20 protein-coding genes are annotated in these 26,075 nt (G+C 57.9%); 11 read left to right on the top strand and 9 right to left on the bottom strand.

Annotated features, from left to right (window positions below; genetic code table 11):
* Window positions 1-314: 314 nt before the first annotated feature.
* Window positions 315-1,019 carry a GntR family transcriptional regulator gene (locus ACQZ45_RS24440; protein ID WP_003510818.1) on the bottom strand — a complete coding sequence of 235 codons (705 nt, stop codon included), beginning with the start codon at window positions 1,017-1,019 and terminating at the stop codon, window positions 315-317.
* 99 nt (window positions 1,020-1,118) lie between these two features.
* Here ACQZ45_RS24440 and ACQZ45_RS24435 point away from each other — a divergent pair, with 99 nt between their 5' ends.
* From ACQZ45_RS24435 to ACQZ45_RS24415, 5 genes are all read left to right on the top strand, one after another.
* Complete coding sequence (locus ACQZ45_RS24435) at window positions 1,119-2,276, top strand: LLM class flavin-dependent oxidoreductase (RefSeq protein WP_003510817.1); 1,158 nt, start codon at window positions 1,119-1,121, stop codon at window positions 2,274-2,276.
* Window positions 2,276-3,169: an aldo/keto reductase gene (locus ACQZ45_RS24430; RefSeq protein ID WP_035199429.1), complete on the top strand. Its 894-nt coding sequence runs from the start codon at window positions 2,276-2,278 to the stop codon at window positions 3,167-3,169. Before ACQZ45_RS24435 ends, ACQZ45_RS24430 begins: the two co-directional genes overlap by 1 nt.
* Complete coding sequence (locus tag ACQZ45_RS24425; protein WP_013761544.1) at window positions 3,169-3,693, top strand: flavin reductase family protein; 525 nt, start codon at window positions 3,169-3,171, stop codon at window positions 3,691-3,693. Before ACQZ45_RS24430 ends, ACQZ45_RS24425 begins: the two co-directional genes overlap by 1 nt.
* 232 nt (window positions 3,694-3,925) lie before the next feature.
* Window positions 3,926-7,894 carry an autotransporter domain-containing protein gene (locus ACQZ45_RS24420; protein WP_113291556.1) on the top strand — a complete coding sequence of 1,323 codons (3,969 nt, stop codon included), beginning with the start codon at window positions 3,926-3,928 and terminating at the stop codon, window positions 7,892-7,894.
* The gene (locus ACQZ45_RS24415) at window positions 7,894-8,478 is read left to right on the top strand and encodes an invasion associated locus B family protein (protein ID WP_112391211.1); all 585 of its coding nucleotides are present in this window, start codon (window positions 7,894-7,896) and stop codon (window positions 8,476-8,478) included. The genes ACQZ45_RS24420 and ACQZ45_RS24415 overlap by 1 nt, the downstream gene beginning before the upstream one ends.
* A 56-nt stretch (window positions 8,479-8,534) precedes the next feature.
* Here the strand turns inward: ACQZ45_RS24415 and ACQZ45_RS24410 are convergent, their stop codons facing one another.
* The 7 genes from ACQZ45_RS24410 to ACQZ45_RS24380 all read right to left on the bottom strand — a co-directional run bounded on the left by ACQZ45_RS24410 (window position 8,535) and on the right by ACQZ45_RS24380 (window position 18,379).
* A complete protein-coding gene (locus ACQZ45_RS24410; protein WP_112674627.1) occupies window positions 8,535-11,678 on the bottom strand; it encodes an efflux RND transporter permease subunit in 3,144 nt (1,047 codons plus the stop codon).
* On the bottom strand, window positions 11,675-12,976 hold the full coding sequence (locus ACQZ45_RS24405; protein ID WP_025595710.1) for an efflux RND transporter periplasmic adaptor subunit: 1,302 nt from the start codon (window positions 12,974-12,976) through the stop codon (window positions 11,675-11,677). Before ACQZ45_RS24405 ends, ACQZ45_RS24410 begins: the two co-directional genes overlap by 4 nt.
* Window positions 12,977-13,270: 294 nt before the next feature.
* The gene (locus ACQZ45_RS24400; RefSeq protein WP_013761539.1) at window positions 13,271-14,467 is read right to left on the bottom strand and encodes a polysaccharide biosynthesis/export family protein; all 1,197 of its coding nucleotides are present in this window, start codon (window positions 14,465-14,467) and stop codon (window positions 13,271-13,273) included.
* Window positions 14,468-14,879: 412 nt separating this feature from the next.
* Window positions 14,880-15,917, bottom strand: coding sequence for an acyltransferase family protein (locus ACQZ45_RS24395; protein WP_081307310.1), 1,038 nt, complete (start codon window positions 15,915-15,917; stop codon window positions 14,880-14,882).
* Window positions 15,918-16,075: 158 nt separating this feature from the next.
* On the bottom strand, window positions 16,076-16,594 hold the full coding sequence (locus ACQZ45_RS24390) for a helix-turn-helix domain-containing protein (protein ID WP_065661635.1): 519 nt from the start codon (window positions 16,592-16,594) through the stop codon (window positions 16,076-16,078).
* Window positions 16,595-16,875: 281 nt separating this feature from the next.
* Window positions 16,876-18,000, bottom strand: coding sequence for a glycosyltransferase family 4 protein (locus ACQZ45_RS24385; RefSeq protein WP_003510798.1), 1,125 nt, complete (start codon window positions 17,998-18,000; stop codon window positions 16,876-16,878).
* Window positions 18,001-18,178: 178 nt separating this feature from the next.
* Entirely contained in the window at window positions 18,179-18,379 is a 201-nt protein-coding gene (locus tag ACQZ45_RS24380) for a hypothetical protein (RefSeq protein WP_413373090.1), read from the bottom strand.
* 136 nt (window positions 18,380-18,515) lie between these two features.
* Here ACQZ45_RS24380 and ACQZ45_RS24375 point away from each other — a divergent pair, with 136 nt between their 5' ends.
* From ACQZ45_RS24375 to ACQZ45_RS24355, 5 genes are all read left to right on the top strand, one after another.
* Window positions 18,516-20,042 carry an ABC transporter substrate-binding protein gene (locus ACQZ45_RS24375; RefSeq protein WP_013761535.1) on the top strand — a complete coding sequence of 509 codons (1,527 nt, stop codon included), beginning with the start codon at window positions 18,516-18,518 and terminating at the stop codon, window positions 20,040-20,042.
* Between the two features lie 237 nt (window positions 20,043-20,279).
* On the top strand, window positions 20,280-21,221 hold the full coding sequence (locus ACQZ45_RS24370; protein ID WP_003510794.1) for an ABC transporter permease: 942 nt from the start codon (window positions 20,280-20,282) through the stop codon (window positions 21,219-21,221).
* Complete coding sequence (locus tag ACQZ45_RS24365) at window positions 21,221-22,096, top strand: ABC transporter permease (protein WP_019564634.1); 876 nt, start codon at window positions 21,221-21,223, stop codon at window positions 22,094-22,096. The genes ACQZ45_RS24370 and ACQZ45_RS24365 overlap by 1 nt, the downstream gene beginning before the upstream one ends.
* Window position 22,097: 1 nt before the next feature.
* Window positions 22,098-23,321: an amidohydrolase/deacetylase family metallohydrolase gene (locus ACQZ45_RS24360; RefSeq protein WP_113291554.1), complete on the top strand. Its 1,224-nt coding sequence runs from the start codon at window positions 22,098-22,100 to the stop codon at window positions 23,319-23,321.
* 82 nt (window positions 23,322-23,403) lie between these two features.
* Window positions 23,404-23,898 (top strand): RidA family protein, encoded by a 495-nt coding sequence (locus ACQZ45_RS24355; protein ID WP_019564632.1) that lies wholly within the window; start codon window positions 23,404-23,406, stop codon window positions 23,896-23,898.
* Window positions 23,899-23,904: 6 nt separating this feature from the next.
* On the opposite strand, the gene ACQZ45_RS24350 is transcribed toward ACQZ45_RS24355, so the two are convergent.
* On the bottom strand, window positions 23,905-24,741 hold the full coding sequence (locus ACQZ45_RS24350) for an IclR family transcriptional regulator (protein WP_162691379.1): 837 nt from the start codon (window positions 24,739-24,741) through the stop codon (window positions 23,905-23,907).
* A gap of 89 nt (window positions 24,742-24,830) precedes the next feature.
* Between ACQZ45_RS24350 and ACQZ45_RS24345 the strand changes: the two genes are divergently transcribed.
* Entirely contained in the window at window positions 24,831-26,027 is a 1,197-nt protein-coding gene (locus ACQZ45_RS24345) for an aminotransferase class V-fold PLP-dependent enzyme (RefSeq protein WP_448742577.1), read from the top strand.
* Window positions 26,028-26,075 lie beyond the last annotated feature (48 nt).

The raw sequence follows: 26,075 nt of genomic DNA, 5'->3' as shown, positions 1-26,075 counted from the left end.
GGGGCGTCCAAAATCGGATGAACGCAAACCCGGCATCAACCTTCAAATCCACGCATCGCTTTTCGAAAAAATCATCCCGATCGTCCGGCGATATCGTGGGACGGCCAAACGCCTGTCTCCCTAGGCCCGTGATATTACCTTTCGTCAAAAGGAAATCAATAGTGTATCAATTTTATTTCTGACAGAAATCAAAAACCGGCAAAGCTTTGATTTGTAGAAATATTTCAACGAAAACCCCTGCGTGGCAGGTCGCGGCTTCCTTGCCTGCGGTCAATTTTCTCTGTCCATGTGGATCACGCGAATTTCGTGCGTTTTCAACGTATGCGTGAAACGTACCGTGCGACGGTGTGGTCGAACCATGTCCATGAGACTTCAGCCACGGCTCCGTCCTGACCCTGGCTCAGGCGAAGGACCCGCGGCACCGACGCGCCGGGTTTCTGGCCGAATTGTGCAGGCGCCCATTCTGGCACTTCCCCGAGGTCGATGCGGTCTTCTGCCTTCGATATCCAGAGATTGAGGCGGGTGCGATAGTAGAGATAGAGCGATTCCGACAGGTTCTCGATGGTAATCGTGTCGACATAGGAACCGTCTAGCCAGATCTCCTCGATTGCCGCCGGTTTCCCCGCGATACGCCTCAGGCGGCGGATGCGGTGGCCTTCCGGCGATGTGCCAAAGGCGGGCAGGGTGGATGGCTTGGCAAGGCGCGCAACATCCAGCACCTCCGCCGTTGGCAGGCCACCGCCCTCGATCATCTCCAGCCGGAAGAAGGCATAAACGCTCTGGGGATCGCTGACCGCGCGGATATAATTGCCGGAACCCTGCACACGCTCCAGCAGTCCACGCTCCTGCAACTCCGCAAGCGCCTTGCGAAGCGTGCCGACAGCAATGCCGAGATCGGCTGCCATATCCCTTTCGGGAGCAAGCTTTTCACCATCTGTCAGACGGCCCGCAGCGACTTCGCGCACCAGCATTTCGGCGATCTGCAAATACATAGGCAGGCTGCCGCCCGTGTGTTTCATGATGCCATCCCCTCCGCAAAACAAAAATTGATACATCATTGATTTACATATTTCTTGATGTTATGCAAGAAAAACGAGAGCGCCTTGAGGAGGAATTGCATGACCGTCGTACCCGTTACATCCGCTGATCTCGATGCTGCCGAGGTCTCCTGGTTTTCTGCCCTTTGTTCCGATGATTACGCCTATCTGGGCGTGCCGGATGGCAGCCTGCGCTCCAGCTTCGAACATTGCTCGGATATCGTCAAAAAGGCCGAGGAACTCGGTTTTCGCAACATTCTCTGCCCCTCTTCCTATCAGGTCGGCCAGGACACGTTGAGCTTCGTGGCGGGTTGCGCTCCGATCAGTGACCGCATCAATTTCCTTGCTGCAATCCGTTGCGGCGAAATGCAGCCGATCATGCTGGCGCGTACGGTGGCGACGCTCGATCACATGTTGAAGGGCCGCCTGACGCTCAACGTCATCAGCTCCGATTTTCCCGGCGAGGTGGCTGACAGCGCGTTTCGCTACAAACGCAGCCATGAAGTCGTGCAGATTTTGCGCCAGGCCTGGACCCGTGACACGATTGACCATGACGGCGAGATCTACCAGTTCAAGGGTGTCTCCACCGAGCCTGCACGTCCGTACCAGCAGAATGGCGGTCCGCTGCTCTATTTCGGCGGTTATTCGCCGGATGCGCTGGAGCTGTGCGGCGCGCAATGCGACGTGTATCTGATGTGGCCCGAAACGAAAGACCAGCTCGCAGACCGCATGCGCGCTGCCCATGAGCGTGCCGCAGCCCATGGCCGCACGCTGGATTACGGCCTGCGAGTCCACATGGTCGTGCGCGATACCGAACAGGAAGCGCGCGAATATGCCGAGCATCTGGTTTCGAAGCTCGATGACGAGTATGGCCAGCTGATCCGCAACCGCGCCCACGACAGCGGCTCACTCGGTGTATCGCATCAGGCGCGGGCCCGAGAACTGGCCGACAAGTTCGGTTATGTCGAACCAAACCTGTGGACCGGCATCGGCCGGGCGCGCTCCGGCTGTGGTGCAGCGCTCGTCGGCTCCACCGACAAGGTCCTTTCGGCGCTGGAGGAATACCAGAAAATGGGTATTCGCGCCTTCATCCTCTCGGGTTATCCGCATCTCGACGAGGCTGAACACTTCGGAACCAAGGTCCTGCCGCAAATGAAAACCTGCTCCCTGCCGCATGCATACGGCCGGGTGCCTTCTGAAACACCTGCCACGCCGCTGGGCAACGGGGAACGCCACTGATGGAACGTATCGCTCTTTCTGAAAACCTGGAACTTAGCCGCATCGTTTACGGCATGTGGCGCATCGGCGACGATGCTGATACTTCGCCTTCCCATGTACAGGCAAAGATCGAAGCCTGCCTGGAGCAGGGCATCACCACCATGGATCAGGCTGATATATACGGTGGATACACGGCGGAAGCCATTCTGGGTGCCGGCCTCAAGGCAGCTCCATCCCTTCGCGACAAGATCGAGATCGTGACGAAATGCGGCATCGTGGCGCCAGCCGGGCGTCACTCATCCGCCCGCGTCAAGCATTACGATACCACGGCTGGCCATATCAACGCTTCAGTCGAGGCCTCCTTGCGTGACATGGGCACAGATCGTGTCGATCTGTTGCTGATCCACCGGCCCGATCCGCTGATCGATCCCGAAGAAACCGGCAAGGCGCTCGATGCACTGGTAGCGTCCGGCAAGGTCAAGGCCGTGGGCGTTTCCAATTTCCGCCCGTGGGATTTCGCCCTGCTGCAATCGGCTATGAGCAATAGGCTGGTTACGAACCAGATCGAAATGAGCTTGCTTGCGACCGATAACTTCACCAATGGCGATCTGGCCTTCCTGCAGGAAAAGCGCGTTTCACCGATGGCGTGGTCGCCGCTTGGCGGCGGTTCGCTGTTTTCCGGTGCGCATGGTGGAACCATGGCTGCCCTGCAGCGCATCGGCAACGAGCAGGGCGTCGATGCCACTGCCGTTGCCATCGCCTGGCTGCTGCGGCATCCGGCAAAGATCGTGCCCGTGCTCGGCACCAACAATATTCAGCGCATAAAAACGGCGGCCGATGCCCTGCGCGTCACCATCGACCGCCAGACCTGGTTTGAGCTTTACACACTTGCAATTGGAAGCGAGGTGCCGTGATGACAGTCGCAGAAGCGATCAAAATGCCCAATGAGCATGTATTTGTTCCCGGCGGCGAAAACAGCCGCAGCTTTCGCAATGCGCTCGGCGCTTTCACCACCGGCGTGACGGTGGTGACGGCAACGACGCCCGAAGGGCCGATCGGAATGACGGTCAACAGCTTCGCGTCGGTATCGCTCGATCCGCCGCTGGTGCTGTGGTCGCCTGCCAAAAATTCATCGCGCTATCCGGCCTTCAGCGGCGCAACGCATTTCGCCATCCATGTGCTGAGCGCAGATCAGGACGTGCTGAGCGCCCGCTTCACCCGCAACGGCCGCGCATTTGACGATCTTGACTGGGAAATCAACGACGAGGGCGTTCCGGTCATTCCGGGCACGCTCGCCCGTTTCGAATGCCGGCAGGCGGCAGCCCACGATGCGGGCGATCACACCATCATCGTCGGCGAAGTGCTGCGTGCCGCCCACCGCGATGGCGATCCCCTGTGCTTTTCAGGCGGAGCCTTCGGGCGGTTTTCAAAGCAGTAGGCAGAACGGGATTTTCCCGTTCGATCTCGGCAGAGATTTACTCCAGCCATCTGTTGCTTATTTAACGGAGCACGCCTGTCGTGCTCCGTTTTTGTTTCGTCTGTCAGTAAAAACCACGCTTTGCGCTGTTCATACTGGAAATCATCTTTCAAACTGGCGTAGTTGATCTGATTCACAAAATGATTCGCTCGATCAAAGGAAGACCGCACGTCGCGCGGGTTAGGGAGACTGAATGTCCGCTTGTTTCTGCCATGTTTCGGAAGGGGAAACCTGTCCGACAGCGGAAATGCGTGCCTTGACGCCAAGCAGGCTTTTCGTCTGCGGTACGGCGGGTCTTTTTTTCTTTATATTTTCGCTTGCCGCTACATCGGAGGCTATCGCCGAAACGTTGCTCTGGACGGGGTCCGATGGGGGTGACTGGTTTGCCGACGCGGACTGGGGTCCGTCGCGCCGCGTGCCTGGTGCCAGCGATGATGTGATGATCGATACCTACGGCCCGGTCATTACGATAGGGACGAGCGCCAAAGCCCGTGAATTGTTGATAGGCACCGCGCCAGGGGCCGGCACGCTGGTAGTGCAGGGCGGCTTGCAGACAGATTCAGTTTTTCTCGGCGCTGTCAGTGGCGCGTCCGGCACCGCAAGTTTCATCGGTGCGAAATGGCAGAATGACGGTGATGTCTCCATCGGTGGCAGCGGCGTGGGTAACCTTTCCCTTTTGCACGGCACGACGGCATCGTCGAAGAACGTCCTTATTGGCGGAAGCGGGACTGGAAATGGCTCCCTCAAACTCGATAACTCTTCCACTCTCACGACTTCCGACACCGTTTTTGTGAGCGGGTCGTCTTCAGGAGCTGGCGGCGGTGGAAATCTGGAGGTGCTCGGCGCCAGCGAGCTTTACAGCGCGAGAGGCGTTCTGGCCGAAGACCTCGGCACGACGGGAACCGCGCTGGTTTCCGGTGAAGACAGCCACTGGACCATGTCCGGGGATATGGTCGTTGGCGAAGCAGGCGTTGGTAAGCTCACCGTAACCGGTGGCGGCACGGTCATCAGTCAGACAACGACGGTGATTGCCAATCTGGCTTCTGCGGACGGAAGTTCTGTCACGGTCAGCCGCCTCAACTCTTCACTGCGAAGCGGCGGCGCACTTGTCGTCGGCAATTCGGGCGCTGCGAAGCTTCTGGTCGAGGCTGCGGGGACCGTCACCAGTGGCGAAGCCATTATCGGTCGCCACTCGGTGAGTGAGGCGACCGTGACCGGCGACGGCTCCAACTGGAGGACCGGCAATCTGCAGATCGGCGGCGACACCGCCGATCCGGGCGGTGCCGCTGGCAACGGCAAGCTCAACGTCCTGGCAGGTGGCTCCGTGGATAGCACGGCGGCGCAGCTCGGCGTTGTGGCGGGCGCGACCGGCGCTGCCGTTGTGGACGGGCAGCGGTCGGTCTGGACAGTCAACCGTGGTGATCTCGAGGTGGGGGTGAATGGCACGGGTTCGCTGGCGGTCACGGGCGGCGGCCTTGTCGATGCAGCGAATATTATCATCGGAGCAAATGCCGGTGGTACCGGTTCCGCCCGGGTATCCGGTGCCGGCAGCAAATTGCAAAGCCGCGCCGATCTCAATGTCGGCCTTGACGGCAACGGTTCCATGACCGTCGAGGCCGGTGGCACGGTGGAAAGCCGCGACGGCTATGTTGCGGCCCATGGCGGTTCCACTTCCACCGTAACGGTGGCGGGCGACGGATCGAGCTGGGCGATGACCGGAACGTTTTTTGTCGGATACGGAGGCGGGGCTACAGGAAATGTGTCGGTCAGCGCTGGCGGCGGTATCAAAGCTGCCAAGGTGATGCTCGGTGATCTTGCCGGTTCCTCCGGCACGATGACGATCACAGGAGCGGGTTCGAACGTCACCGCTTATATCGACAACGGCGTTGTGAACTCCGGCTCCGTTGATGTGGGTTTTGAAGGTTCCGGAAGCTTGACCGTTACGAATGGCGGATCGCTTGATGCCTATGATCTCTATGCGGGCAGTGCGGCGGGATCGAATGGAAACGTTCTGGTCAGCGGTGTGGGATCGCGCGTTGCGGTTGGCAATCTCATGGTCGTCGGCTATGCCGGAAACGGTTCCGTGGAGATAACCGGCGGAGCCTCGCTGGCTGCGCCCACTATTCTCATTGCCGCATCGGCGGGTTCCACAGGGGTGCTCAACATCGGAGCTGCCGCGGGCCAAACCGCCCGCTCAGCCGGTGCGTTGGAAGCGCGCACGATTGCTTTCGGTGCAGGCAACGGCAGCATCGTCTTCAACCATTCCGAGACCGGCTATATACTCTCCGCCGATATTTCAGGTGCGGGCAAAGTCGTTGCCGAAGCTGGCGTCACAACGCTTGGCGGCAATAACAGCTATTCCGGCGGCACCACGATTTCCTCCGGCACGCTGAAAGGCAACTCAAAAAGTTTCGGCTCGGGCGGCATCGCCAACGATGCGCAACTCGTTGTCGATGGTGCCGGCACGCTTTCCAATGCCATCAGCGGTACTGGCACCTTTGAAAAGACCGGCGATGGTAATCTGGTCTTGGCCGGAAATAGTACCTATACGGGCACCACTGCGGTTTCCTCTGGAAAGCTCAGCGTCAATGGCTCGCTTGCAAGCGCTGTTTCGGTCGGTACCGGTGCCACACTCGGGGGCTCCGGCACCATCGGCGGCCTGACTGTCGGCTCGGGTGGCACGCTCGCGCCCGGCAATTCGATCGGCACGCTGGCTTCCACGGGCAGCGCAACATTTGCTAGTGGCTCTCGCTATGAGGTTGAAATCGACGCCGCCGGCAATTCCGACAGGCTTGCCGTGACCGGAACCATCACTATCGACAATGATGTCAGTCTTGTCGTTACGTCGCTGGCGAACCAAACTGCCTATAGCCTCAGCACCCGCTACACGATCCTGACGGCAACGGGTGGAATTACCGGTACGTTTTCAAGTGTCGGCGAAAATTTCGCCTATCTGACCGCAAGGTTAGCCCGGAGTGCCGACGACGGCAGCACTTATCTTTCCTTCGCCCGGGCATCACCGGATGCCGGCTTTCTGGCCGCTGAAACATCGACGGCCAATGCGCGCGGGGCCGCCAACGCCATAGAGGCGCTTGGGGAAAGCTCGCCGCTCTACGAGGCGGCAGTGTTTCTGCAGCAGGGCGAAACCCAATCCGCCTTCGCGCAGCTTGCCGGGGAAATTCATCCCTCGCTTGCCATGGCTTTGATCAACCGCAGCCAACTCACCCGCGATGTCATTTTCAACCGGCTGCGCAGTGCTTTCGAAGGTGTCGATGCGCGCCCGATCCTGCCGGTCGCCTATGCTGAAGGCGGATCAAACCCGTTTGACATTGACGAGGGTTCACTCACGTTCTGGTCCAGTGGTTTCGGCTCTCGCGGCCGCATCGATGGCGATGGAAACGGCGCATCGGCCGAGATGAAGGGCGGCGGCGTCCTCTTTGGTGTTGACGGAGATCTGGCTGATGGCTGGCGTGCCGGGGTGGCGGCCGGTTACGGCCGCGATGTGATCAGCCAGGGTTCTCCTGCTGCATCTGCTGACGTAGACAGCTACTATGTGGCGGGTTATGCGGGCAAAACAATTGGCCCTGCATCCCTGCGTCTTGGTGCAACCCACGCCTTTCAGGATGTCGAAACCCGCCGGGCGGTTTCTTTTTCAACATTGAAGGAGGACCTAACCGCTGGTTACGACGCTTCCACCACGCAGGTCTTTGCCGAAGCCGCCTGGCGGTTCGATTTTGATCTCACCCATATCGAGCCTTACGCCAATATCGCTTACGTGAATACGCGGACGGATGCTTTCCGGGAGATGGGCGGTATCGCCGCCGTCTCTTCGGGTGCCGTCAGCCACGACGAGTTTTATTCGACGCTCGGGGCGCGCATCAGCCGTGACATTGCGTTGGAGGGGATGCTTGGACGCGCGATACTCGATATCGGGTGGCGTCATGCCTATGGCGATCCGATGATGGAGAGCGCACTGTTCTACGATGGTGGCAGTGCGTTTTCTGTGACAAGTGCTGCCATGGCGCGCGACGTGGCATTGATCAATCTGGGACTTAGCTACAATCTCAACCCATCCGCCACCTTGACATTCCGTTACGGCGCGGTTTTTGGCGCGGGTCTGCTGGATCAATCTGCTTCAGCCCAACTTGGAGTTCGTTTCTGATGAAGCGCAGTCAAAACACGCTTTGGAAAACGGCTCTCACGGTGTTCCTGTCCGCCGGTTTGGTGGCAGGCGATGCTCCCGCGCAAGATGCAGAAAAAAAGGCGGACGCGCCGTTGCGTGAGGTTCACGGGAGTTGGCAGCTTGCTTGCGTCGCGCCTGCGAAAAAAGATGATAATGACGCCAGTACGCCGGTTGCGGAGACGGCAAAACCTCTTTGCGCCATCGCTCAGGTCCAGCTTGAGGAGAAGACACGCAAATTGGTCGTCTCCGTCGAGTTCCGCCTGGATGATGTCGGGACGCCGGGTAAGCTTTCCGGCACCATGGTCATGCCTTTCGGCCTTGCCGTCACAAAGCTGTTTTCGGTAAAATCCGGAAATGTGCGGTTGCAGGAAGTTCAGGTCAGCACGTGTCTGCCCGTGGGCTGCATCGTTTCCTTCACGCCGTTCGTCGAACTTGTAACCGCGCTGAAGGCCGGACAAACCCTGACAATAGAGGCCCCCGATCTGCAGGGCCGAACGGTTTCGTTCCAGTTGCAGGGACAGGGATTTTCCGAGGCACTGGAGCGCCTCGGAAGCTTGCATTAGAGCATTTCCGGTAGAAACCGCATCGCGGTTTGTGTCCGGAAATGCGTATCTACGATCTATGCCGCGACGGAATCGGGTTCGCTGGAACCTTCCGGCTTTTGCGGTTCCGCGTGTTTTTCGGCCGATTTCTTGCGCGAAAACAGCCCGGTGAGGTAGGTACCCAACCTGTCCATTTCCACGAAGATGACCGGGGTGATGAACAGCGTCAGCAATTGCGAGACGATGAGACCACCGACCACGGCAACACCAAGTGGCTGGCGCAGTTCCGAGCTGGCGCCTGAGCCGAGGGCGATGGGCAGGGCGCCCAGCAGCGCGCAGAAGGTCGTCATCATGATCGGCCGGAAACGGCGCACGCAGGCTTCGTGGATGGCGCTGGTGGGCGGTTCGGCCTTTTCGCGGATCAGTTCCACCGCCACGTCGATCATCATGATCGCGTTTTTCTTGACGATGCCGATCAGCATCAACAGCCCGATCAGCGCAATGATCGAGAAATCCATGCCCATCACCTTCAGCGCCACCAACGCGCCAAAAGCCGCCGCCGGCAGACCGGAAAGGATGGTCAGCGGGTGGATGAAGCTTTCGTAAAGCACACCCAGCACCACATAGATGGTCAACACCGCCGCAAGAATGAGGATGCCGGTATTGCCCTGGCTCTGCTGGAATATCGCCGCCGTGCCGCCATAGCTGGTGAACACGTCCTGCGGCAGGCCGATGGTGGTTTTGATCTGGTCAATACGGCTCGTCGCATCCGAAAGCGCCACGCCATCCGGCAGGTTGAAGGAGATGGTCGTAGAAACGAGCTGGCCCGTCTGGTTGATGGTCACCGGCGCCTGCGTGCGGGTGAGGGTGGCGAAGTTGGAAAGCGGAACCAGAACACCCGATTTTGCCGAGAGAATGTTGATGTCGCTCAGGAAATCGTCATTCCACTGTTTCGAGCTGTCGAATTCGACGATCACATCATAGCTATCACCGGTCGACTGGATTTGCGCCGCCGTATAACCGCCGAACGACATTTCCAGCGTCTTGCGCAATTGGTCGTTGGTAATGCCGAAGGCGGCTGCCTTTTCCGGGTCGACCGAAATAGTCGCCGCAATTGCGCCGTTCTGAGCGTCGGAATTGACGGCGGCGAATGTGCGGTCGCGGCGCATCGCCTCCATCAGCTTGTTCGACCATTCATTGGTCGCGTCGGCATTCAGGCCCTGAATGACGAGCTGGTATTGGCTGGCGGAGCTGCGCCCGCCCAAACGCAAGCTTTGCTGGGGATTGATATAGGTGCGGATGCCCGCCACCTTCGATGTCGCCTGGCCAAGTTCCGCCAATACCTGGCTTAGCGGTGCACGCTCTTCCTTCGGTTTCAGCTCCACGAACATCGAGCCGTTATTCAGCGGGTTGCGGGAGTTGCCGCCGACTGTAGAGGTCACATGCACCACGGCCGGGTTCTTGCGGATCTGATCGGCCACCTGCGCCTGAAGATCGCGCATCGCGGTATAGGAAATGTCCTCACGCGCCTGCGTCGACACGGAAAGGCGACCGATATCTTCCTGCGGGAAGAAGCTGGAAGGCAAAGTCTCGAACAGATAAAGCGATGCTGCAACCGATGCCAGGAATGCGCCCAGAACCACGCGGCGATGGGAAAGGCACCAGCCGACGGCCTTGCCATAGAGGCGAAGCGTGCGCTCGAAGCCGGCGTCGAACCAACGGATGATGGCCGGCGGTCTGGAGGAATGACCCGAAAGCCGTGAGGCGAGCATCGGCGTGACAGTCAGCGAAACCAGCGCCGACGCCATGATCGCCAGCGTGACCACCATGCCGAATTCGTTAAACAGCCTGCCGATCACTCCGCCCATCAGCAGAATGGGAATGAACACTGCGACCAGTGAGATGGACATGGACAGAATGGTGCCGCTGACTTCCGCGGCGCCCTGAAGGGCCGCCTCGCGCATCGTCAGGCCTTTTTCCTCGTGCAGTCGCAGGATGTTTTCCAGCATGACGATCGCATCGTCCACCACAAGTCCGACCGACAATGTCAGCCCAAGTAGCGAGATATTGTCGATACTGTACCCCAGAACATACATGGCGCCGAAGGCGGTAATCAGTGATAGCGGCACTGCAAGGCCCGGAATAATGGTCGCCGTCAGATGCCCGGTGAAGAGATAGATAACCGCAACCACCAGCCCGATGGTGAGGAGCAGCGTGAACTGTACGTCGGCAATCGCGTCCTTGATTGCAGTCGAGGCGTCGTTCATGACGTTGATATTGACCGATGGCGGCAATTGCTGACGCAGCGCCGGTAACTTGGCCCGGATGGCATCCACCACATCAACGGTGTTGGCGTCCGGCTGGCGCTGCACGGCAAGAACGATCGCCTGTTCGCCATCGAACCAACTGCCGGCATTGGGGTTGTCGATACTGTCGGTGACATTGGCGATATCGCCGAGATGGATGGAAGCACCGTTGCTTGTCGCCACCACCAGCGAGCGGAAGGCCGCTGCATCGGTGCGCTGGGTGTCTGCCTCTATCGTCAGGCGCTGGTTGTCATTCTGCAACGCGCCCACGGGCACCTGATTGTTCGCCTGCGCGATGGCGGTTGTGACGGTATCGACGCCAAGCCCTCTTGCCTGAAGCTGCGAGGGATCGAGGCCAATGCGCACGGCATAGGTCTGCGCGCCGTAGATACTCACCTGCGCGACGCCGGAGATGGTTGAAAGCAGCGGCGAGATGATGTTCTCGGCGATTTCGTCCACCTTGCTGGTCGGCATCTCCTTGCTGTTGATGGCAAGCAGCAGTACCGGCGCATCGGCCGGGTTGGTCTTGCGGTAACTCGGCGTTGTCGTCATGTTGCTTGGCAACTGCCGCTGTGCGCGCGAAATCGCCGCCTGAACATCTGCTGCCGCTGCGTCGATGTCACGGTTGAGATCGAATTGCAGCACGATGGAGCTGTTGCCCAGAGTGTTGGTGGCGCTGATTTCGCTGACACCCGGAATGGTCTCGAACTGCTTCACCAGCGGCGTGGTGACTGAGGTGGCCATGGTTTGCGGCGAGGCGCCCGACAGCGACGACGAAACGCTGATCGTCGGAAAATCGACTTTCGGCAGCGCAGCGACGGGCAACAGGCGGAAACCGGCAAGCCCGGCGAGCACGAGGCCGATGGCGAGAAGGGTGGTTGCGACGGGTCGGTTGATGCAGAAATTCGGGATCATGGGTTACCCACCTGTTCCTGCTGCGAAATATTGGCGGCCAGATTGGCGGCCGCGCCGCCCTTGTCCGAGAATTGCTCGACCACCTGTTGACCGTCGGCAAGTCCCGACTGGCCTTCGATGATCACATGCTCGCCGCCGGTGAGGCCGCTGGCAATGGCTGTCATATCGCCGTTGGAGCGGGCAACTTCCACGGTCGTCATATGAACACGGTGGTTGTCATCGACGGTGTAGACGAAATTACCCTTCGGCCCCGGCCGCACGGCAACCGTCGGCACGACGATCATCTCCGCGTCGGAGACGAAATGAGCCGTGACGTTGACGGACTGGCCGGGCCACAACAGCCCGCGATCGTTCTTGAATTCCGCTTTGGCAAGTACGGTACCGGACGTTTGGTCTACGACGTTGTCGTAAAAACGCAGCATGCCGCTCATGGGCTCGCCGCCGGTTGCCGCCGGGTCTACATCGACCGCCGTGTCCTTCTGAACGCCTTCGCGCAATTGCGGCAGGTAGCGCTGCGACAGGCGAAAACTGACAGAGATGGGATCGTATTTCGTGATCGTCACAATATTGATGCCAGCGCTGAGATAGGCACCGGGGCTGACGGTAACATCGCCCAGTCGCCCATCGAAGGGCGCACGGATCTCCATATGTTCGAGCGTTACCTGGTCGGAAGCAAGCGTCGCCTTGTCGGCATCGATCTTTGCGGCGGCGCTGTCCCGGGCTGCCCTTGCCTGATCCAGCACCTGCTGGGACTCTGCGCTCTGCTTGACCAGATTGGCGGCGCGCTGGAAGGCGGCTTCCGTCTGTTCCAGCGTTGCCTGATCGGCAGCGATATTGGCCTTGTCCTTGTCGACGGCTGCGCGGGCTATACGGTCATCCATCTTGAGGATCAGATCACCCGCCTTGATATGCTGGCCGTCCTTCGCGGAGATTTCCGTAACGAGACCGGCCTGAAGCGGCGCTATATTGGTGATGTCGGCGGCAACCGCCCATCCCGTCGCAGTAGCATCCATTGGCAACGTCGCCTTGTTGACGGCGATGGTGCTGACGGTAGGCGGCCCGCCATTGCGCCGCCCGCCACCTTGCCTCTGGCCTGTCTGCTGGCCGGCTTGACCGTTCTGCGACGTCTGGCCCTTCTTGCCGGCAGATCCATCGGCCGTTGCCGTTTCTGCATGTGGGGAAACGCTGGCGAATTGTTTGAGGTAGGGAATTTGATCAAGGGGCAGGCGATCTTTAAAATACCACGCGCCGGCGGCTGCGATGGCGAGAACGCTGAGGGCGGTCCAGAAACGTTTCATCTGACGGTTCCGCAAAGTGAGAGCAATACATGTTTCCCGAACATGTTCGGCAAGCCCTGGGAGCAGCTTTAGCTCCCACAAGACACCCAATGCGCTGCAAAATCACCTTAAACTTTTGTAATGGCGGCGACGATATCTGCCGTCATGTTGCCTTGCGAAACAAGGGTTGTGGCGCTTTTGGGCATATGACAGTCGCCGGGTTCGACGCATGACAGTTGACCCCACTCGTGACCAAAATAAAAAGCCGCCTCGTTTCCGGGGCGGCTTTGAACAGGAGCGGCGAGTTGCCGAGGATCAGAACGCCCGGATGGCGTTGCGCGTCGCAAGCACATCCTCGGAGACGTTGCCGGCCGTTGCGGGAACGGAGCCGACGAGGTCCAGGAACTTGTAAAGTTCGGTTGCCTGCGAGTTGGTGACGTAGATGATATCGCGATCCTGCATCGGGAATTTCGTGGTGGCAAAGAAGGTTGAAGGATCGCGCAGGTTGGCGCGGAAGATGACCGGAACTTCCTGTCCCGGGAACTTGGACATGTCGATGCCAAGCTTCACAAGAAGATCGCGTTTGACGGTACGATAGACATAGACCTGCGCAGGGTCGGCACGGGAATCGAGCAATCCGCCCGCCTTGCCCAATGCATCCGAGAGCTTCAGCGCGGCGTCCTCAAATTCGAAACGACCATTGAGGCCGGAGGCGCCGAAAGCGAGATAGGTGCGACGTTCACGCTCCACCATGACCGTGTCGCCCGGAACCACATAGATGTTCTCGGAAGGCGTGCTGACAAGGTGATTGTAGTTGACGCGCGCGGTCTTGCCGCGACGGATCAGCGTGACATAGGATTCGATATTTGGGGCGCTGAGGCCTTTTGCATAGGAGATGACGTCGAGAACGCGGTCACCCGCTTCTGAAAGCTGGACCTTCGTCGGCTCCTTGACGTCGCCAAGCACCGATGCCTGTGCGGAGCGGCTGGAAATCTTGGTGATGAGGACCTGCGGTTCGATGGCCCGGTTGGCCAGACGCTCCTCGATCTCGCTCTGAACATCCTCGACATTGCGGCCTGTTGCGCGGATCTTGCCGGCATAGGGAACGCTGATATTGCCTTCCCGGTCTACCGTCTGGTTCGGCAGGCTGATGAAGTTGCCGGGACGGCTGCCCGCATCGTTTGGAATGAAAAGTCCGCCCGCCTGGCTTTCGAAGATCGCGACCTGCACCACGTCACCAACGCCCATCGGCAACGCCGGAACACCACCCTTGCCGCCGCCGAAACTGCCGAGCAGGGTAGCGGTGGTGGTATCGCCGACATAGTTCAGGACGGAACTGTTGATATCGATAAGAGCGTAGTCAACGCCCGCAGTTTTCTTTTTGTCCTTGGAACTGAATTTCACTGAAGCGTTGGATTCGATTGTTGCCGCATCGGGGCCTGATGCCGCGGTCACGGTGCACCCCGCAAGTGCTGCGGAGGCAAGCAGAATCGAAACATTCAATAAACGCATTTGGTCCTCAAAATAAATTTCGTCCGAAAAAAGAAACAAACCGGACATCGTATAGTTTTATAAAAATCGGCACTTCATATTTGACACCGGTAAATCAAATCTCAACCGGGCATTACATCCGTTCAGCAGAATCGTGTCACGAAATGTCTACGCTGGCATCAGGCTTATTGCCTAACTTAAGGCGATGCTTCAAGTTAAGTCGTCGCTCGATTGCGCCGGAAAATCCGTAACATGCACAATATTCACGAACCCGAATGGCGTCAGTATCATCGTTCTTCAATATTCAATCGGACGGCATAATCACTGCGATTACCGCATAGCGCTAGTGCAGTTTTGTCACGCTTGTCCAGTTTCTTTCATGTTTGACTTAAAAACATGATAATTGGTTGTTTTAAAGTATCTTTTCCCCGCATCAGCGGCCGATCCTCAGTCTCCCCGGCTGGCCTGCGGCGCTGGTTTCACGCTTGCGGTGGGCGGAGGCCGGCAGCGCCAGCCACTCTTGGATCCCTAAGCGGATAGCGGCCATCTGTACGATGGCCGGTATGGCAACGCCGATAACGGTCGTGATCGCTAGCAAGCTCGCCATATCCGTGACGTGGAAAAGATTCACCGCGACAGCTCGGCCAAAGCCTATAGCGATGATGTGCATGACATACACGCCGACAGATAACTGGCCGAGTGTCTTGAGCATCGACGAAATCGCGCTTTCGCGAATAACAAGCGCCTGCGAAATTGCGATAATCAGGAATATGCCGAGAATTGCGGATGGGAAAGGAAGCCGTTCGGGAATTTCGGTTTGCCACGAGAAATAGGTGGAAATCGCAAAGGCGACGAGAAGCGCGAGAAATGAGTGTACCGTGTATCGCCTCTGCCGAAAACCATATTGCTTGGCAACAGTGCCAAGTGTGAAATAGACGAGCCCATATGCGATATCCAAGGGAACAGACTGGCTGTGCAGATAAAAAAGTGTGAAGAGGGCAAGCGCAAATGCCATGCGGACAATCGGAGGCACCTGAACGAAAATATATGATGCAAGTTGGCAGAAAAACAATGCGTAGAGAAACCAGAAGGGGCTGATCGGGTTCCACAGGATTTCGAGGACACGGGTGAAATCTATGGTCGTGTTAGTGAGACCAAAACGACCCATAGCCACCATCAGACTGCCATGCAGAATTGACCAGAACAGATAAGGGTAAGCGATATTCTTTCCGAGTTTGGTAAGAAAATCCGTCGGGCCGAAATTTTTTTCGGAGAAAAAAAGTCCAGAAACGAAGAAAAAAAACGGCATATGGAAGGTGTAAATCGTATAGTCAATAAAGCCCATAAGGCTGAAGTGCGTCGGCATACCGGAAATACTCAAACCTCTTTCCGCGTGACCAAAGACAACCATAATTATGCCGAGACCCTTGGCTATATCATAGCTGTGATCACGCAACGCCTTATCTTCCATGAAAACACCTAATGTAAATTTTAAAATTATTTAGAATTTAGTGAGCTATTTATTTGATATGGATACAAAATTTATTATGAAGTACTAATCATGTATCGGAAGTATTGAATGAGATTAAAAATCTGTCTATTGTGGCAGCTGTATAAATATGCTTAATATTAAAAACTTGAAGATTCGCATTTGCCGAGTCCCGATCCTGGTGTTGTTATACGCTCCCTGAAGCGTAGCAGAAGTACGGGTAAAATTGCTTCTACCATCTGGACGTCGCGAATGTCCGATATGGTTTTGGCCAGTTCGTTATAAATAAGCGCGGCCTCCGTTATTGTAGACCGTGTAGGCGACTTTTGGCGACACTCCGCGAAGATCGTCTCGACCCGGTCGCTGATTTTTTGCAGCAGGGCAACGTCGTAGGCAAGAGTAGGTGCCGCTGGCGCTGTGTCAAACATGTCGCCCATACCGGCCACGAGCCAACTTATATTGATGCCGAACCGCTCACGATAGAGAGCCAAAACGCCAGCGTCGGGAATACGGTCGCCCCGTTCATAGTAACCAAGCATTGCAACTGTCAGGCCTAGTGCCTCAGCAAATGGCTCACGCTCGTCAAATTTCAGTGCTTCGCGGACCTCGGTCAGCCGTTTTCCCAACGGCGTCTTTGGCTCGACGCGTTTCCTGCTCATAATTCCGCATAAATATCACGATTTGGTATTTACTAGATACCAATTTGTGATATTCCTCTGTTTGTACAAAGACCAAATCACTCATGAGGTAGGCCGGTCAGGGCCGCCTCGCTCACAACGAGGAATCATTATGCACGGCGACTGCATTGCGGACAAGGCGACGGCGAGCCTGCGCTGGATAAGAGAATGCCGGTGACGCCACTTGCTTGACCTATGAGTGTCTCTGTCGAAGACAACAGAGTATATCCAATATGGATATATTCGACCTTGAAAATTGCATGTCAGGCCCGTTCAGCCAGCGCGAAATTCACGGTATCGGCAAATTCTCGCAGGAAGCGTTCACTTGAAAAGCGGGCGGCGTTGTCGACACAGGCGTTCTTGTCGAAACTGTCGGAGTTATCGACAAACTCCTGCACCGCAGCGCAGATGGCTTCAGGCGTTTGCTCGCGGAAATAAAGCCCGGTTGGCTGATTGGAGGCGCCGAGAGGAACAACGGTCTCTAGTACACCGCCTTTTCCATAGGCGATGACGGGTGTTCCAAGCGCTTGCGATTCAACCGGGACGATGCCGAAATCGTCTTCGGCAGCAAAGACGAATGCCTTGGCTTCCGCCATGTATTTGTGAAGCTCGTCATTGCCGACGAAGCCGAGGATCTCGACATTGGGAGTGGCGATCTCCTTGATGCGTTTCATGTCCGGGCCGTCGCCGATGACGACCAGTCGTCTGTCGGGCATTTTTGCAAAGGCTTCTACGATGAGGTGGACCTTCTTGTAAGGCACCAGCCGCGAAGCAGTGACGAAATAATCGCCTTTCAGGTCGGAAGGGGAGAGATGGGAAGTATCCACGGGCGGATAAATAACCGTAGAGTCGCGTCCGTAGCATTTGCGAACCCGGCTGCGAATGAATTTGGAATTGACCGTCATGAGATCGACGCCATTGGCGGTGCGGATGTCCCACATGCGAATATAGTGAAGAACGGCACGGGCGATCCACGAGGCGAAACCGCGACTAAGCTTCGATTCTTTCAGGTACTGGTGCTGGAGATCCCAGGCGTAACGGATGGGGCTGTGAATATAGGAGACGTGAAACTGGCCGGGTCCGGTGATAACGCCCTTGGCGACGGCGTAGCTTGAGGAAATCACCAGATCGTAGCCGCTGAGATCAAATTGTTCGACGGCCAGCGGCATCAGCGGCAGATAGGAGCGATATTTTTTACGAGCGAAAGGCAGTTTCTGGATGAAGGAGGTGTTGACCGGCCTGCCACCGAGAAAGCCCCGGTCTCGATCGCTCATGAAATCGACAAGGCAATAGAGATCCGCGTCAGGATAGATCTCAAGAAGGTTGTGAAGCACTTTTTCGGCCCCACCTCTGTCGGTGAGCCAGTCATGCACGATTGCCGTCTTCATGATTTCCTCAATAATTTCAACGTAATAAAAATTTATAACCCGCCTTGGAATAAAGCTCGGCGGTTTAGAATATCTGGTCTGTCTGCAGCCCTTAAAAACACGGCTGGGAAGGCGAATAACGTAACGATTAATAAGAATGCGAGATTATGTCTGTCGTAATCTGGTTTTGGTCTGATCCTCAATAGCACTTTGTTCGCAAATGCGAAATATCAAAGCCTCTTAATTCCTCCCCTTCCTTTTCCAGTTGAAAGCCAGCCTTAGTTTCCGCAGTTCCGGCTGGCAGCAGCGGTGTTTTCCGCGCGCCGTGTTTCGGGCGAAATAGCCTTTTTTCCATCGACTTACGTTCCGTTTCCGCCTCTTGCGAAGGCCCGTCTTCCATTTCGGCTGTCTTGGAAACCGTTCCTCGCGCCGCATTGTCATTGACAAGGCGCCCTATCGAGTTATTCTGTTATAAAGATTGGTATAACATAATAATGGAACTCATAAGGTCGGAACCAAGAGCTGGGAGCTTAACAATGAGACGTAAACTTGCATTTCTCGCCACTGCCGCTTTGATGCTAGCGCCGGGCGTGATGATGGCTGCGGAAAAGGGCGGTGTCATCAATGTCGCCACGATCGGCGAGCCGCCGACACTCGATCCCATGGCCTCGACGGCCGATCTCGTCGGTATTGTCACGCAACATATTTTCGAAACGCTCTATACCTTCGACAAGGGGTGGAAGGTGACGCCGCTTCTGGCGGAAAGCCTGCCTGACATCAGTGCGGACGGCAAAACCTACACAATCAAGCTGCGGAAGGGCATCAAGTTCCATGACGGCAGCGATATGACCTCGGAAGATGTCGTCGCCTCGCTTGGCCGCTGGATGAAGATCGCATCACGCGGAAAACAGGTCGCCGGTTTCATCGACAATATCTCCGCGCCTGATGCCGAGACGGTGACAATCACCCTCAAGCAGCCCTATGCGCCGCTAACCTCGCTGCTTGCTTTCAACAACTCCGCAGCCATCATTCTGCCCGCTGAAAAGCAGGCTGAGCCGATGACAGAATTTGTCGGCACCGGCCCTTATATGTTGAAGGAACGCAAGGCGGACCAATATATCCAGCTCGTCCGTTTCGACGGCTACAAGTCTCGTGACGGTGAAAGTGACGGATATGGCGGTGCGCGCCATCAGTATCTCGATGAAATCCGTTTCGTTCCGGTTCCCGATCCGAATACCCGTGTCGAGGCCGCTGTTTCCGGCCAGTATGACTACGTCGATTCCATTCCGGTGGAATCCTTCGCCAAGGTGAAGTCCTCCTCGGCCTCGCAGCCGTTGATGCTGAAGCCCTTCGGTTATCCGGTCTTTGTATTCAATACCAAGGAAGGTTTGTCTTCCAAGCTGGAGGTCCGCAAGGCGGTGACCGAAGCGTTGAACATGGAGGACATGCTGGCGGCGGCGTTCGGCAGCACGGATTTCTATGCGCTTGATGGCGCCTACTATCCGTCCAATTTCTCCTGGCATTCGGAAGAGGGCGTCGAAGGCAATTATAATGTCGGCAACCCGGAGGCCGCAGCCGAAAAGCTGAAGGCCGCCGGATATAATGGCGAGCCGTTGCGCATCCTCACCAGCCGTCAGTATGAGTTCCACTACAAAATGGCGCAGGTGGCAGCGGAGTATCTGAAGCTTGCCGGTTTCAAGGTGGATATGCAGGTGGTGGACTGGGCGACGCTGACACAGCGCCGTGCCGACCCGAAGCTCTGGGATATCTACATCAGCCACAGCCCCTTCCTGCCGGAGCCGGCGCTGATTGGCGCGCTTTCCACAGGTTCGCCGGGCTGGTGGGACACGCCGACGCGCAAGGCGGCGGTGGACGCTTTCACCTCGGAGGCTGATCCGGAGAAGCGCATTGCTCTCTGGGCCAAGGTGCAGAAGACGATCTATGACGAGCTGCCGCTCATCAAGATCGGCGACTTCAACGCCGTGGCGGCGAAGTCCAACAAGCTTGATGGCGTCGATCCGGCTCCCTGGCCCTATTTCTGGAATGCTTCGGTTACGAAGTAAGACCGCTCCGCACTCCGTGACCCCCGGACTAAATCCGGGGTCCAGCGCGATTAAGTCTTTGACCGAAAGAGGACGCCTTCACCACGCAGACGCGCGGTGGCTGGATGCCGGATCAGATCCGGCATGACGGAGGCGGGAGTCTTCCAGCCATGAGCGCCGGGTTTACCGGCACTCGTCGACAACTCTGTTCAACCGTCGCCTGAGAGCGGCCCATCACGCGCTTCGGAGCATTCATACGTGATACGGTATATTTTCCAGAGACTTGCCGGAATGATCGTGGTGATGTTTCTCGTCGTCACCATCGTTTTCATCATCCTGCGCGTCACGCCCGGGGATCCGGCGGCGGTGATGCTCGGGCCGGACGCTTCGGCACAGGACATCGCGGAGTTGCGCACCAGACTTGGCCTAGATCAGTCGCTTGGCGTGCAATATGTCTACTATATCGGGCAATTGCTGCGCGGCGATCTCGGCCAGTCGATCTTCCTCAACATGCCGGTTGGATCGGCGCTTCTGGATCGGGCGGAACCGACCTTCTTCCTGACGATCTTTTCGCTGTTGATCGCCAGTGCCATCGCGCTTCCCATCGGCATCTATGCCGCTTACCGGCGCGGTTCCTTCGTGGATCAGGCAGCGACAACCATTGCGATGCTGGCGGCGAGCATTCCGAGCTTCTGGCTTGGCCTGATCCTCATGCAGTTCTTCGCCGTCCGGCTCGATATGTTTCCGGTGTCGGGATATGGCGGTCCGGGCGCAAGCTTCCTCGAGCGCATGTATCACCTAACCTTGCCGGCCATCGCACTCGGCCTCGTTTCTTCCGCCCTCATTCTGCGCTTTACCCGCGCCTCGATGCTGGACGTTCTCGGCGACGACTACGTCCGCACCGCCAGAGCCAAGGGCGTCAAGGAACGCCGGGTGGTGATGAAACACGCGCTGAAGAACGCACTCATCCCCATCCTCACCGTGCTTGGTCTCACCGCCGCCGTGCTGATTTCCGGCGCGGTCGTTACGGAAACCGTGTTTGGCCTGCCGGGCGTAGGCAATCTCGTCGTGTCAGCCGTCTTGAGGCGCGATTATCCGGTCATTCAGGGCGCGCTTCTCGTCATCGCCGGGCTTTACGTGCTCATCAATTTTGCCATCGACATGCTGTATCTGCTGGTCGATCCGAGGGTTCGTTACTGATGGCCGATATCACCTCCACCGCCCAGCCGGCGCGCAACCCGACCATCCTGTTCATTCGGCGTCTGTTGAAGCGCAAGACGGTCGCAGCCGGTCTGATCGTGCTGCTCGTCTTCGTGCTGCTCGCCGTTTTCGCGCCGATGATCGCGCCTTATTCGCCGTCGAAACTGTCGATCGTCAACCGTCTGAAACCGCCGAGCGAACTCTACTGGTTCGGCACCGACGAGTTCGGCCGTGACGTTTTTTCCCGTACCATCTTTGCGGGAAGGCTGTCGCTTCTGGTCGGGGCCGCCGTGGTGGCGCTGTCGGCGTTGATCGGCATCACGCTCGGCCTGCTTGCCGGTTTCTTCCAGAAGCTGGATACGCCGATCGCGCGACTGATCGATGCCATGATGGCGTTTCCGGATATTTTGCTGGCCATCGCGCTAGTGGCCGCACTCGGGCCGTCGCTGACGACGGTAATCATTGCACTTGCCGTCGTTTATTCGCCGCGCCTTGCCCGCATCGTGCGCGCCTCGACGCTGGTTATCCGGGAATTGCCCTATGTGGAGGCGGCCAAGGCGCTCGGCATCTCCACCTTCCACATCATGACGCGGCATGTGCTGCGCAATCTGATCTCGCCGATCCTCGTGCAGTGCACCTTCCTTTTCGCCAGCGCCATGTTGGCCGAGGCCGGCCTTTCATTTTTGGGGCTGGGTGTCAGCCCCGAAATTCCGACCTGGGGAACCATGATCTCTGCCGGCCGCCAATATATCGGCCAGGCGGACTGGATGACCTATTTCCCCGGCTTTGCCATCATTCTTTCCGTGCTCTCGCTGCAAATGGTCGGCGACGGGCTGCGGGACATGCTCGACCCAAGACTGCGAAGGGATTTGTAATATGACGTCCGGTGAACAGGCAAAAACGCCTCTTCAAGCTCCCATTCTTCTCTCCAATGTGAAACCCGTCGGCTTCGAAAAGGGGGGGGCACAGGCCCAGACCGATATCCTGATCGGCGGCGATGGCAAGGTCGTGGCGGTTGGGCCTGCCCTTCAGGCGCCGGCGGATGCGCAGCGCATCGACGCAAAGGGCGCATTCGTCTCGCCCGGCTGGGTGGATCTGCACGTGCATATCTGGCATGGCGGCACCGATATCTCCATCCGCCCGTCAGAATGCGGGGCCGAGCGCGGCGTGACGACGCTGGTGGATGCCGGTTCGGCGGGGGAAGCAAATTTCCACGGTTTTCGCGAATATATCATCGAACCATCGAAGGAACGCATCAAGGCCTTCCTCAATCTCGGCTCCATCGGGCTTGTCGCCTGCAACCGGGTGCCGGAACTGCGCGATATCAAGGATATCGACCTCGACCGCATCCTTGAATGTTATGCAGAGAACAGCGAACATATCGTTGGCCTCAAGGTGCGGGCGAGCCATGTCATTACGGGTTCTTGGGGTGTTACGCCGGTCAAACTCGGCAAGAAGATCGCCAAGATCCTGAAAGTGCCGATGATGGTGCATGTGGGTGAACCGCCTGCGCTCTACGATGAGGTGCTGGAAATTCTCGGTCCCGGCGATGTCGTGACCCATTGCTTCAACGGCAAGTCCGGCTCCAGCATCATGGAAGACGAGGACCTGTTCAACCTTGCGGAGCGCTGCGCCGGGGAAGGCATCCGGCTGGATATCGGCCACGGCGGTGCATCCTTCTCCTTCAAGGTGGCGGAAGCGGCGATCGCGCGCGGCCTTTTGCCCTTCTCGATCTCCACGGATTTGCATGGCCATTCGATGAATTTCCCCGTCTGGGATCTGGCGACGACCATGTCGAAGCTGCTTTCGGTCGATATGCCTTTCGAAAATGTCGTCGAGGCCGTCACCCGCAATCCGGCCTCCATCATCCGCCTCGACATGGAAAACCGCCTCGATGTTGGCCAGCGTGCGGATTTCACGGTTTTCGATCTTGTCGATGCCGATCTGGAGGCGACCGATTCCAATGGCGACGTTTCGCGTCTCAAGCGGCTGTTCGAGCCGCGCTATGCGGTGATCGGTGCGGAGGCCATTGCCGCCAGCCGTTATGTCCCAAGAGCGCGCAAGCTCGTGCGCCACAGCCATGGCTATTCCTGGCGCTGAACCGACTGGAGCGGCGGGGAGGGATGCTCTCCGTCTTCCGCAAAGAATAGGGATACCCGTCCCGGTATTATGAGGAATTCGCGTGAAACAGTCTTCGCTTGAGGCAGATGGGCGTCATTCGCCCTACGACCGGCTTGCCGCGCTCGGCATCTCGCTGCCGCCGCCACCGCCGCCGATCGCCAATTTCGTCACGCATGTGGTGGAAGGCAACATGCTCTATCTTTCGGGGCAGGGCCCGAGGGAGGAGAACGGACACCTGTACGCCGGCAAGGTCGGAGCCGAGATCGGGCTGGACGAGGCGTACCAGCATGCGCGTTTAACCGGCATCAATCTTCTTGCCGTCATGCATGAGGCGCTTGGGGATCTGTCGCGGGTGAAGAAGGTGGTCAAGCTGCTGGGCATGGTCAATGCCGTCAGCGATTTCCGCGATCATCCAAGCGTCATCAACGGTTGTTCGGATCTCTTCATCGATGTGTTCGGCGATGCGGGGCAGCACGCCCGCTCCGCCGTGGGGTTCGGTTCGCTGCCGGGCAACATCACCGTCGAGATAGAAGCCATCATCGCCCTTAGGGATTGAGGCCGTTCAATGGTTGCGCCAGCCCATCAGCTTCTCGATCCTTTCGGCCGAAACCCTGACCTGTTCGGTATAGTGGTTTTCGTCCGCCAGCACCTTCTGTTCCGGCAGCACGATGGAGATCGTCGCCACGCATTCTCCATTGGTGTCGCAGATCGGCGAGGCGATGCAGGCAACAGCGTAGTCGGATTCCGCAACCTGTATCGACAGCCGGTCACGGAACGCCGTGCCTGCCGATTGAGAAAGCGCTTCCGGATTGATTTCCGCACGGCCGGTGGGCGACGTGCGGGCGCAGCGTTTGAAAAGCTCGACGCGCTCCTCTTCCGGCAGATGGCCAACGAGCAGGCGGCCGGATGCCGTCCAGTTCAATGGAACACGGGTGCCGACGCGCGAGGCAACCTGGAAATGGCTGGGGCCATCCGCCATGGCGAGCACCAGCATATGGTCACCGTCGCGACCGCAAAGCTGCACCGTCTCACCCGCATGGCGGCACAGATCATGCATTTCGTGGGTGGCGACACCCATGAAATCCAGCGAGCGGGCATAGGCAAGGCCGTAGTGATAAAGCCGTGCGCCGAGCCATATGTTACCTTCGGCGTTGCGCGCCAACATGTTCTTTTCGACCAGATCGTCAACGATCACATAGACGGTGGAAAGTGGCGCCTTGATCGCCTTGGCAATGGCGTAAGCGCCAGCTGGCGATCCGGTTTCGTAAAGGTAATCAATCACCTGAAGAGCGCGATCAATGCCGCTGACACGCGAGCGCTTGGCCACCTTCGCGTCCGGGTTTTCCTTGCTCGCGGACAAGGCGTGTGAAGACAATTCGTCCAGTTTATGGGCGTCCAATTTCGGGCTCCTCATGAATTTTGAGAAGCTATTACATTATTATGGCATATATGTCGATGCCTATCGCATCGCAAAGACAGGAGAAAGACATGACCGAGGATATCAGAAGCAGGATCGGCCTTCGCCCGGTCATCAACGTCTCGGGCACCATGACGTCGCTCGGTGCTTCCGTCGTCGTTCCAGAGGCGGTGCAGGCCATGGCGGCGATCCTGCCGCAATTCGTAGAGATCAACGATCTGCAGCGCAAGGCAAGCGCGATCATCGCGAGACTGACGGGCGGCGAGGCTGGTTTCGTCACTGCTTCCTGCTCTTCCGGCATCAGCCTTGCTGTTGCCGGCGCCATCACCGGCAACAATCTCCTGGCCATCGAAAAGCTGCCTGATATCGCACCGGAAAAGAACGAAGTGCTGGTGCAGATGGGGCATGTGGTGAGCTACGGCGCGCCGGTGGATCAGGCGATCCGGCTTGGCGGCGGCAAGGTGGTGCTGGTCGGGCAGGCCACATCGACCCATCGCTTCCACATGGAAAACGCCATCACCGAAAAGACGGCGGCGGCGGTCTATGTCATCTCGCACCATGTCGTGAATTACGGCCTGCTGCATCTTTCCGAATTCGTAGAGATCGCCCATGCCAAGGGTGTTCCGATTATCGTGGATGCGGCGTCCGAATATGATCTGGAGCTGTTTCTGGCCACCGGCGCAGATATTGTACTCTATTCCGGCCACAAGTTTCTCGGCGGCCCCACCTCCGGCATCGTGGCCGGAAGTAAGGAACTGGTGCGCCACGCCTTCCTGCAAAATATGGGCATTGGCCGCGGCATGAAGGTCGGCAAGGAAAGCATCTATGGCGTTATGGCGGCACTGGAAGCCTGGGAAAAGCGCGACCATGCCGGCATCCGTGAGCGCGAGACCGGATATCTCAATCTCTGGAAGGAAACGCTGGATGGCCGCCCGGGCGTGACCGCGCTCATCGAGCCGGATCCGACCAATAACCCGCTCGACAGGCTGCGCGTGATCATCGATGCCGAAGAAGCGCATATCACTGCCTGGGACCTGACGACGGCGTTGGCCAGGGGCAATCCTCCCATCATCACCCGCGACCACGAGGTAGAGCATCGCTATTTCTATCTCGACCCATGCAATCTGCATCCCGGACAGGAAACCATCGTGGCGTCTCGTCTGGCCGAGGAACTGGACAAGGCGCGTGCCTCCAACGAGGTGATTGCAACACCTTTCGAAGACCGGAGCCGACACCGCTTCGACGGCATGCTGCGCTGGCCGGACTAGGCTTGACCGCTTGCGCCGCCAAAACCTAACGACAAGAAGGGAACGATC

The organism is Agrobacterium sp. 16-2014-1-2a (assembly GCF_053522705.1).
The sequence above is the reverse complement of the archived record's forward strand: the minus strand, read 5'-3'. Positions and strand labels throughout refer to the sequence as shown.

Excerpts from the sequence above, each read along its gene's own strand:
- ACQZ45_RS24360 (WP_113291554.1), top strand. The coding sequence starts at position 22,098 with ATGACGTCCGGTGAACAGGCAAAAACGCCTCTTCAAGCTCCCATTCTT.
- ACQZ45_RS24420 (WP_113291556.1), top strand. The coding sequence starts at position 3,926 with ATGTCCGCTTGTTTCTGCCATGTTTCGGAAGGGGAAACCTGTCCGACA.
- ACQZ45_RS24375 (WP_013761535.1), top strand. The coding sequence starts at position 18,516 with ATGAGACGTAAACTTGCATTTCTCGCCACTGCCGCTTTGATGCTAGCG.
- ACQZ45_RS24410 (WP_112674627.1), bottom strand. The coding sequence starts at position 11,678 with ATGATCCCGAATTTCTGCATCAACCGACCCGTCGCAACCACCCTTCTC.
- ACQZ45_RS24415 (WP_112391211.1), top strand. The coding sequence starts at position 7,894 with ATGAAGCGCAGTCAAAACACGCTTTGGAAAACGGCTCTCACGGTGTTC.
- ACQZ45_RS24425 (WP_013761544.1), top strand. The coding sequence starts at position 3,169 with ATGACAGTCGCAGAAGCGATCAAAATGCCCAATGAGCATGTATTTGTT.
- ACQZ45_RS24385 (WP_003510798.1), bottom strand. The coding sequence starts at position 18,000 with ATGAAGACGGCAATCGTGCATGACTGGCTCACCGACAGAGGTGGGGCC.
- ACQZ45_RS24380 (WP_413373090.1), bottom strand. The coding sequence starts at position 18,379 with ATGGAAGACGGGCCTTCGCAAGAGGCGGAAACGGAACGTAAGTCGATG.
- ACQZ45_RS24435 (WP_003510817.1), top strand. The coding sequence starts at position 1,119 with ATGACCGTCGTACCCGTTACATCCGCTGATCTCGATGCTGCCGAGGTC.
- ACQZ45_RS24430 (WP_035199429.1), top strand. The coding sequence starts at position 2,276 with ATGGAACGTATCGCTCTTTCTGAAAACCTGGAACTTAGCCGCATCGTT.
- ACQZ45_RS24440 (WP_003510818.1), bottom strand. The coding sequence starts at position 1,019 with ATGAAACACACGGGCGGCAGCCTGCCTATGTATTTGCAGATCGCCGAA.
- ACQZ45_RS24395 (WP_081307310.1), bottom strand. The coding sequence starts at position 15,917 with ATGGAAGATAAGGCGTTGCGTGATCACAGCTATGATATAGCCAAGGGT.
- ACQZ45_RS24400 (WP_013761539.1), bottom strand. The coding sequence starts at position 14,467 with ATGCGTTTATTGAATGTTTCGATTCTGCTTGCCTCCGCAGCACTTGCG.
- ACQZ45_RS24345 (WP_448742577.1), top strand. The coding sequence starts at position 24,831 with ATGACCGAGGATATCAGAAGCAGGATCGGCCTTCGCCCGGTCATCAAC.
- ACQZ45_RS24390 (WP_065661635.1), bottom strand. The coding sequence starts at position 16,594 with ATGAGCAGGAAACGCGTCGAGCCAAAGACGCCGTTGGGAAAACGGCTG.
- ACQZ45_RS24365 (WP_019564634.1), top strand. The coding sequence starts at position 21,221 with ATGGCCGATATCACCTCCACCGCCCAGCCGGCGCGCAACCCGACCATC.
- ACQZ45_RS24405 (WP_025595710.1), bottom strand. The coding sequence starts at position 12,976 with ATGAAACGTTTCTGGACCGCCCTCAGCGTTCTCGCCATCGCAGCCGCC.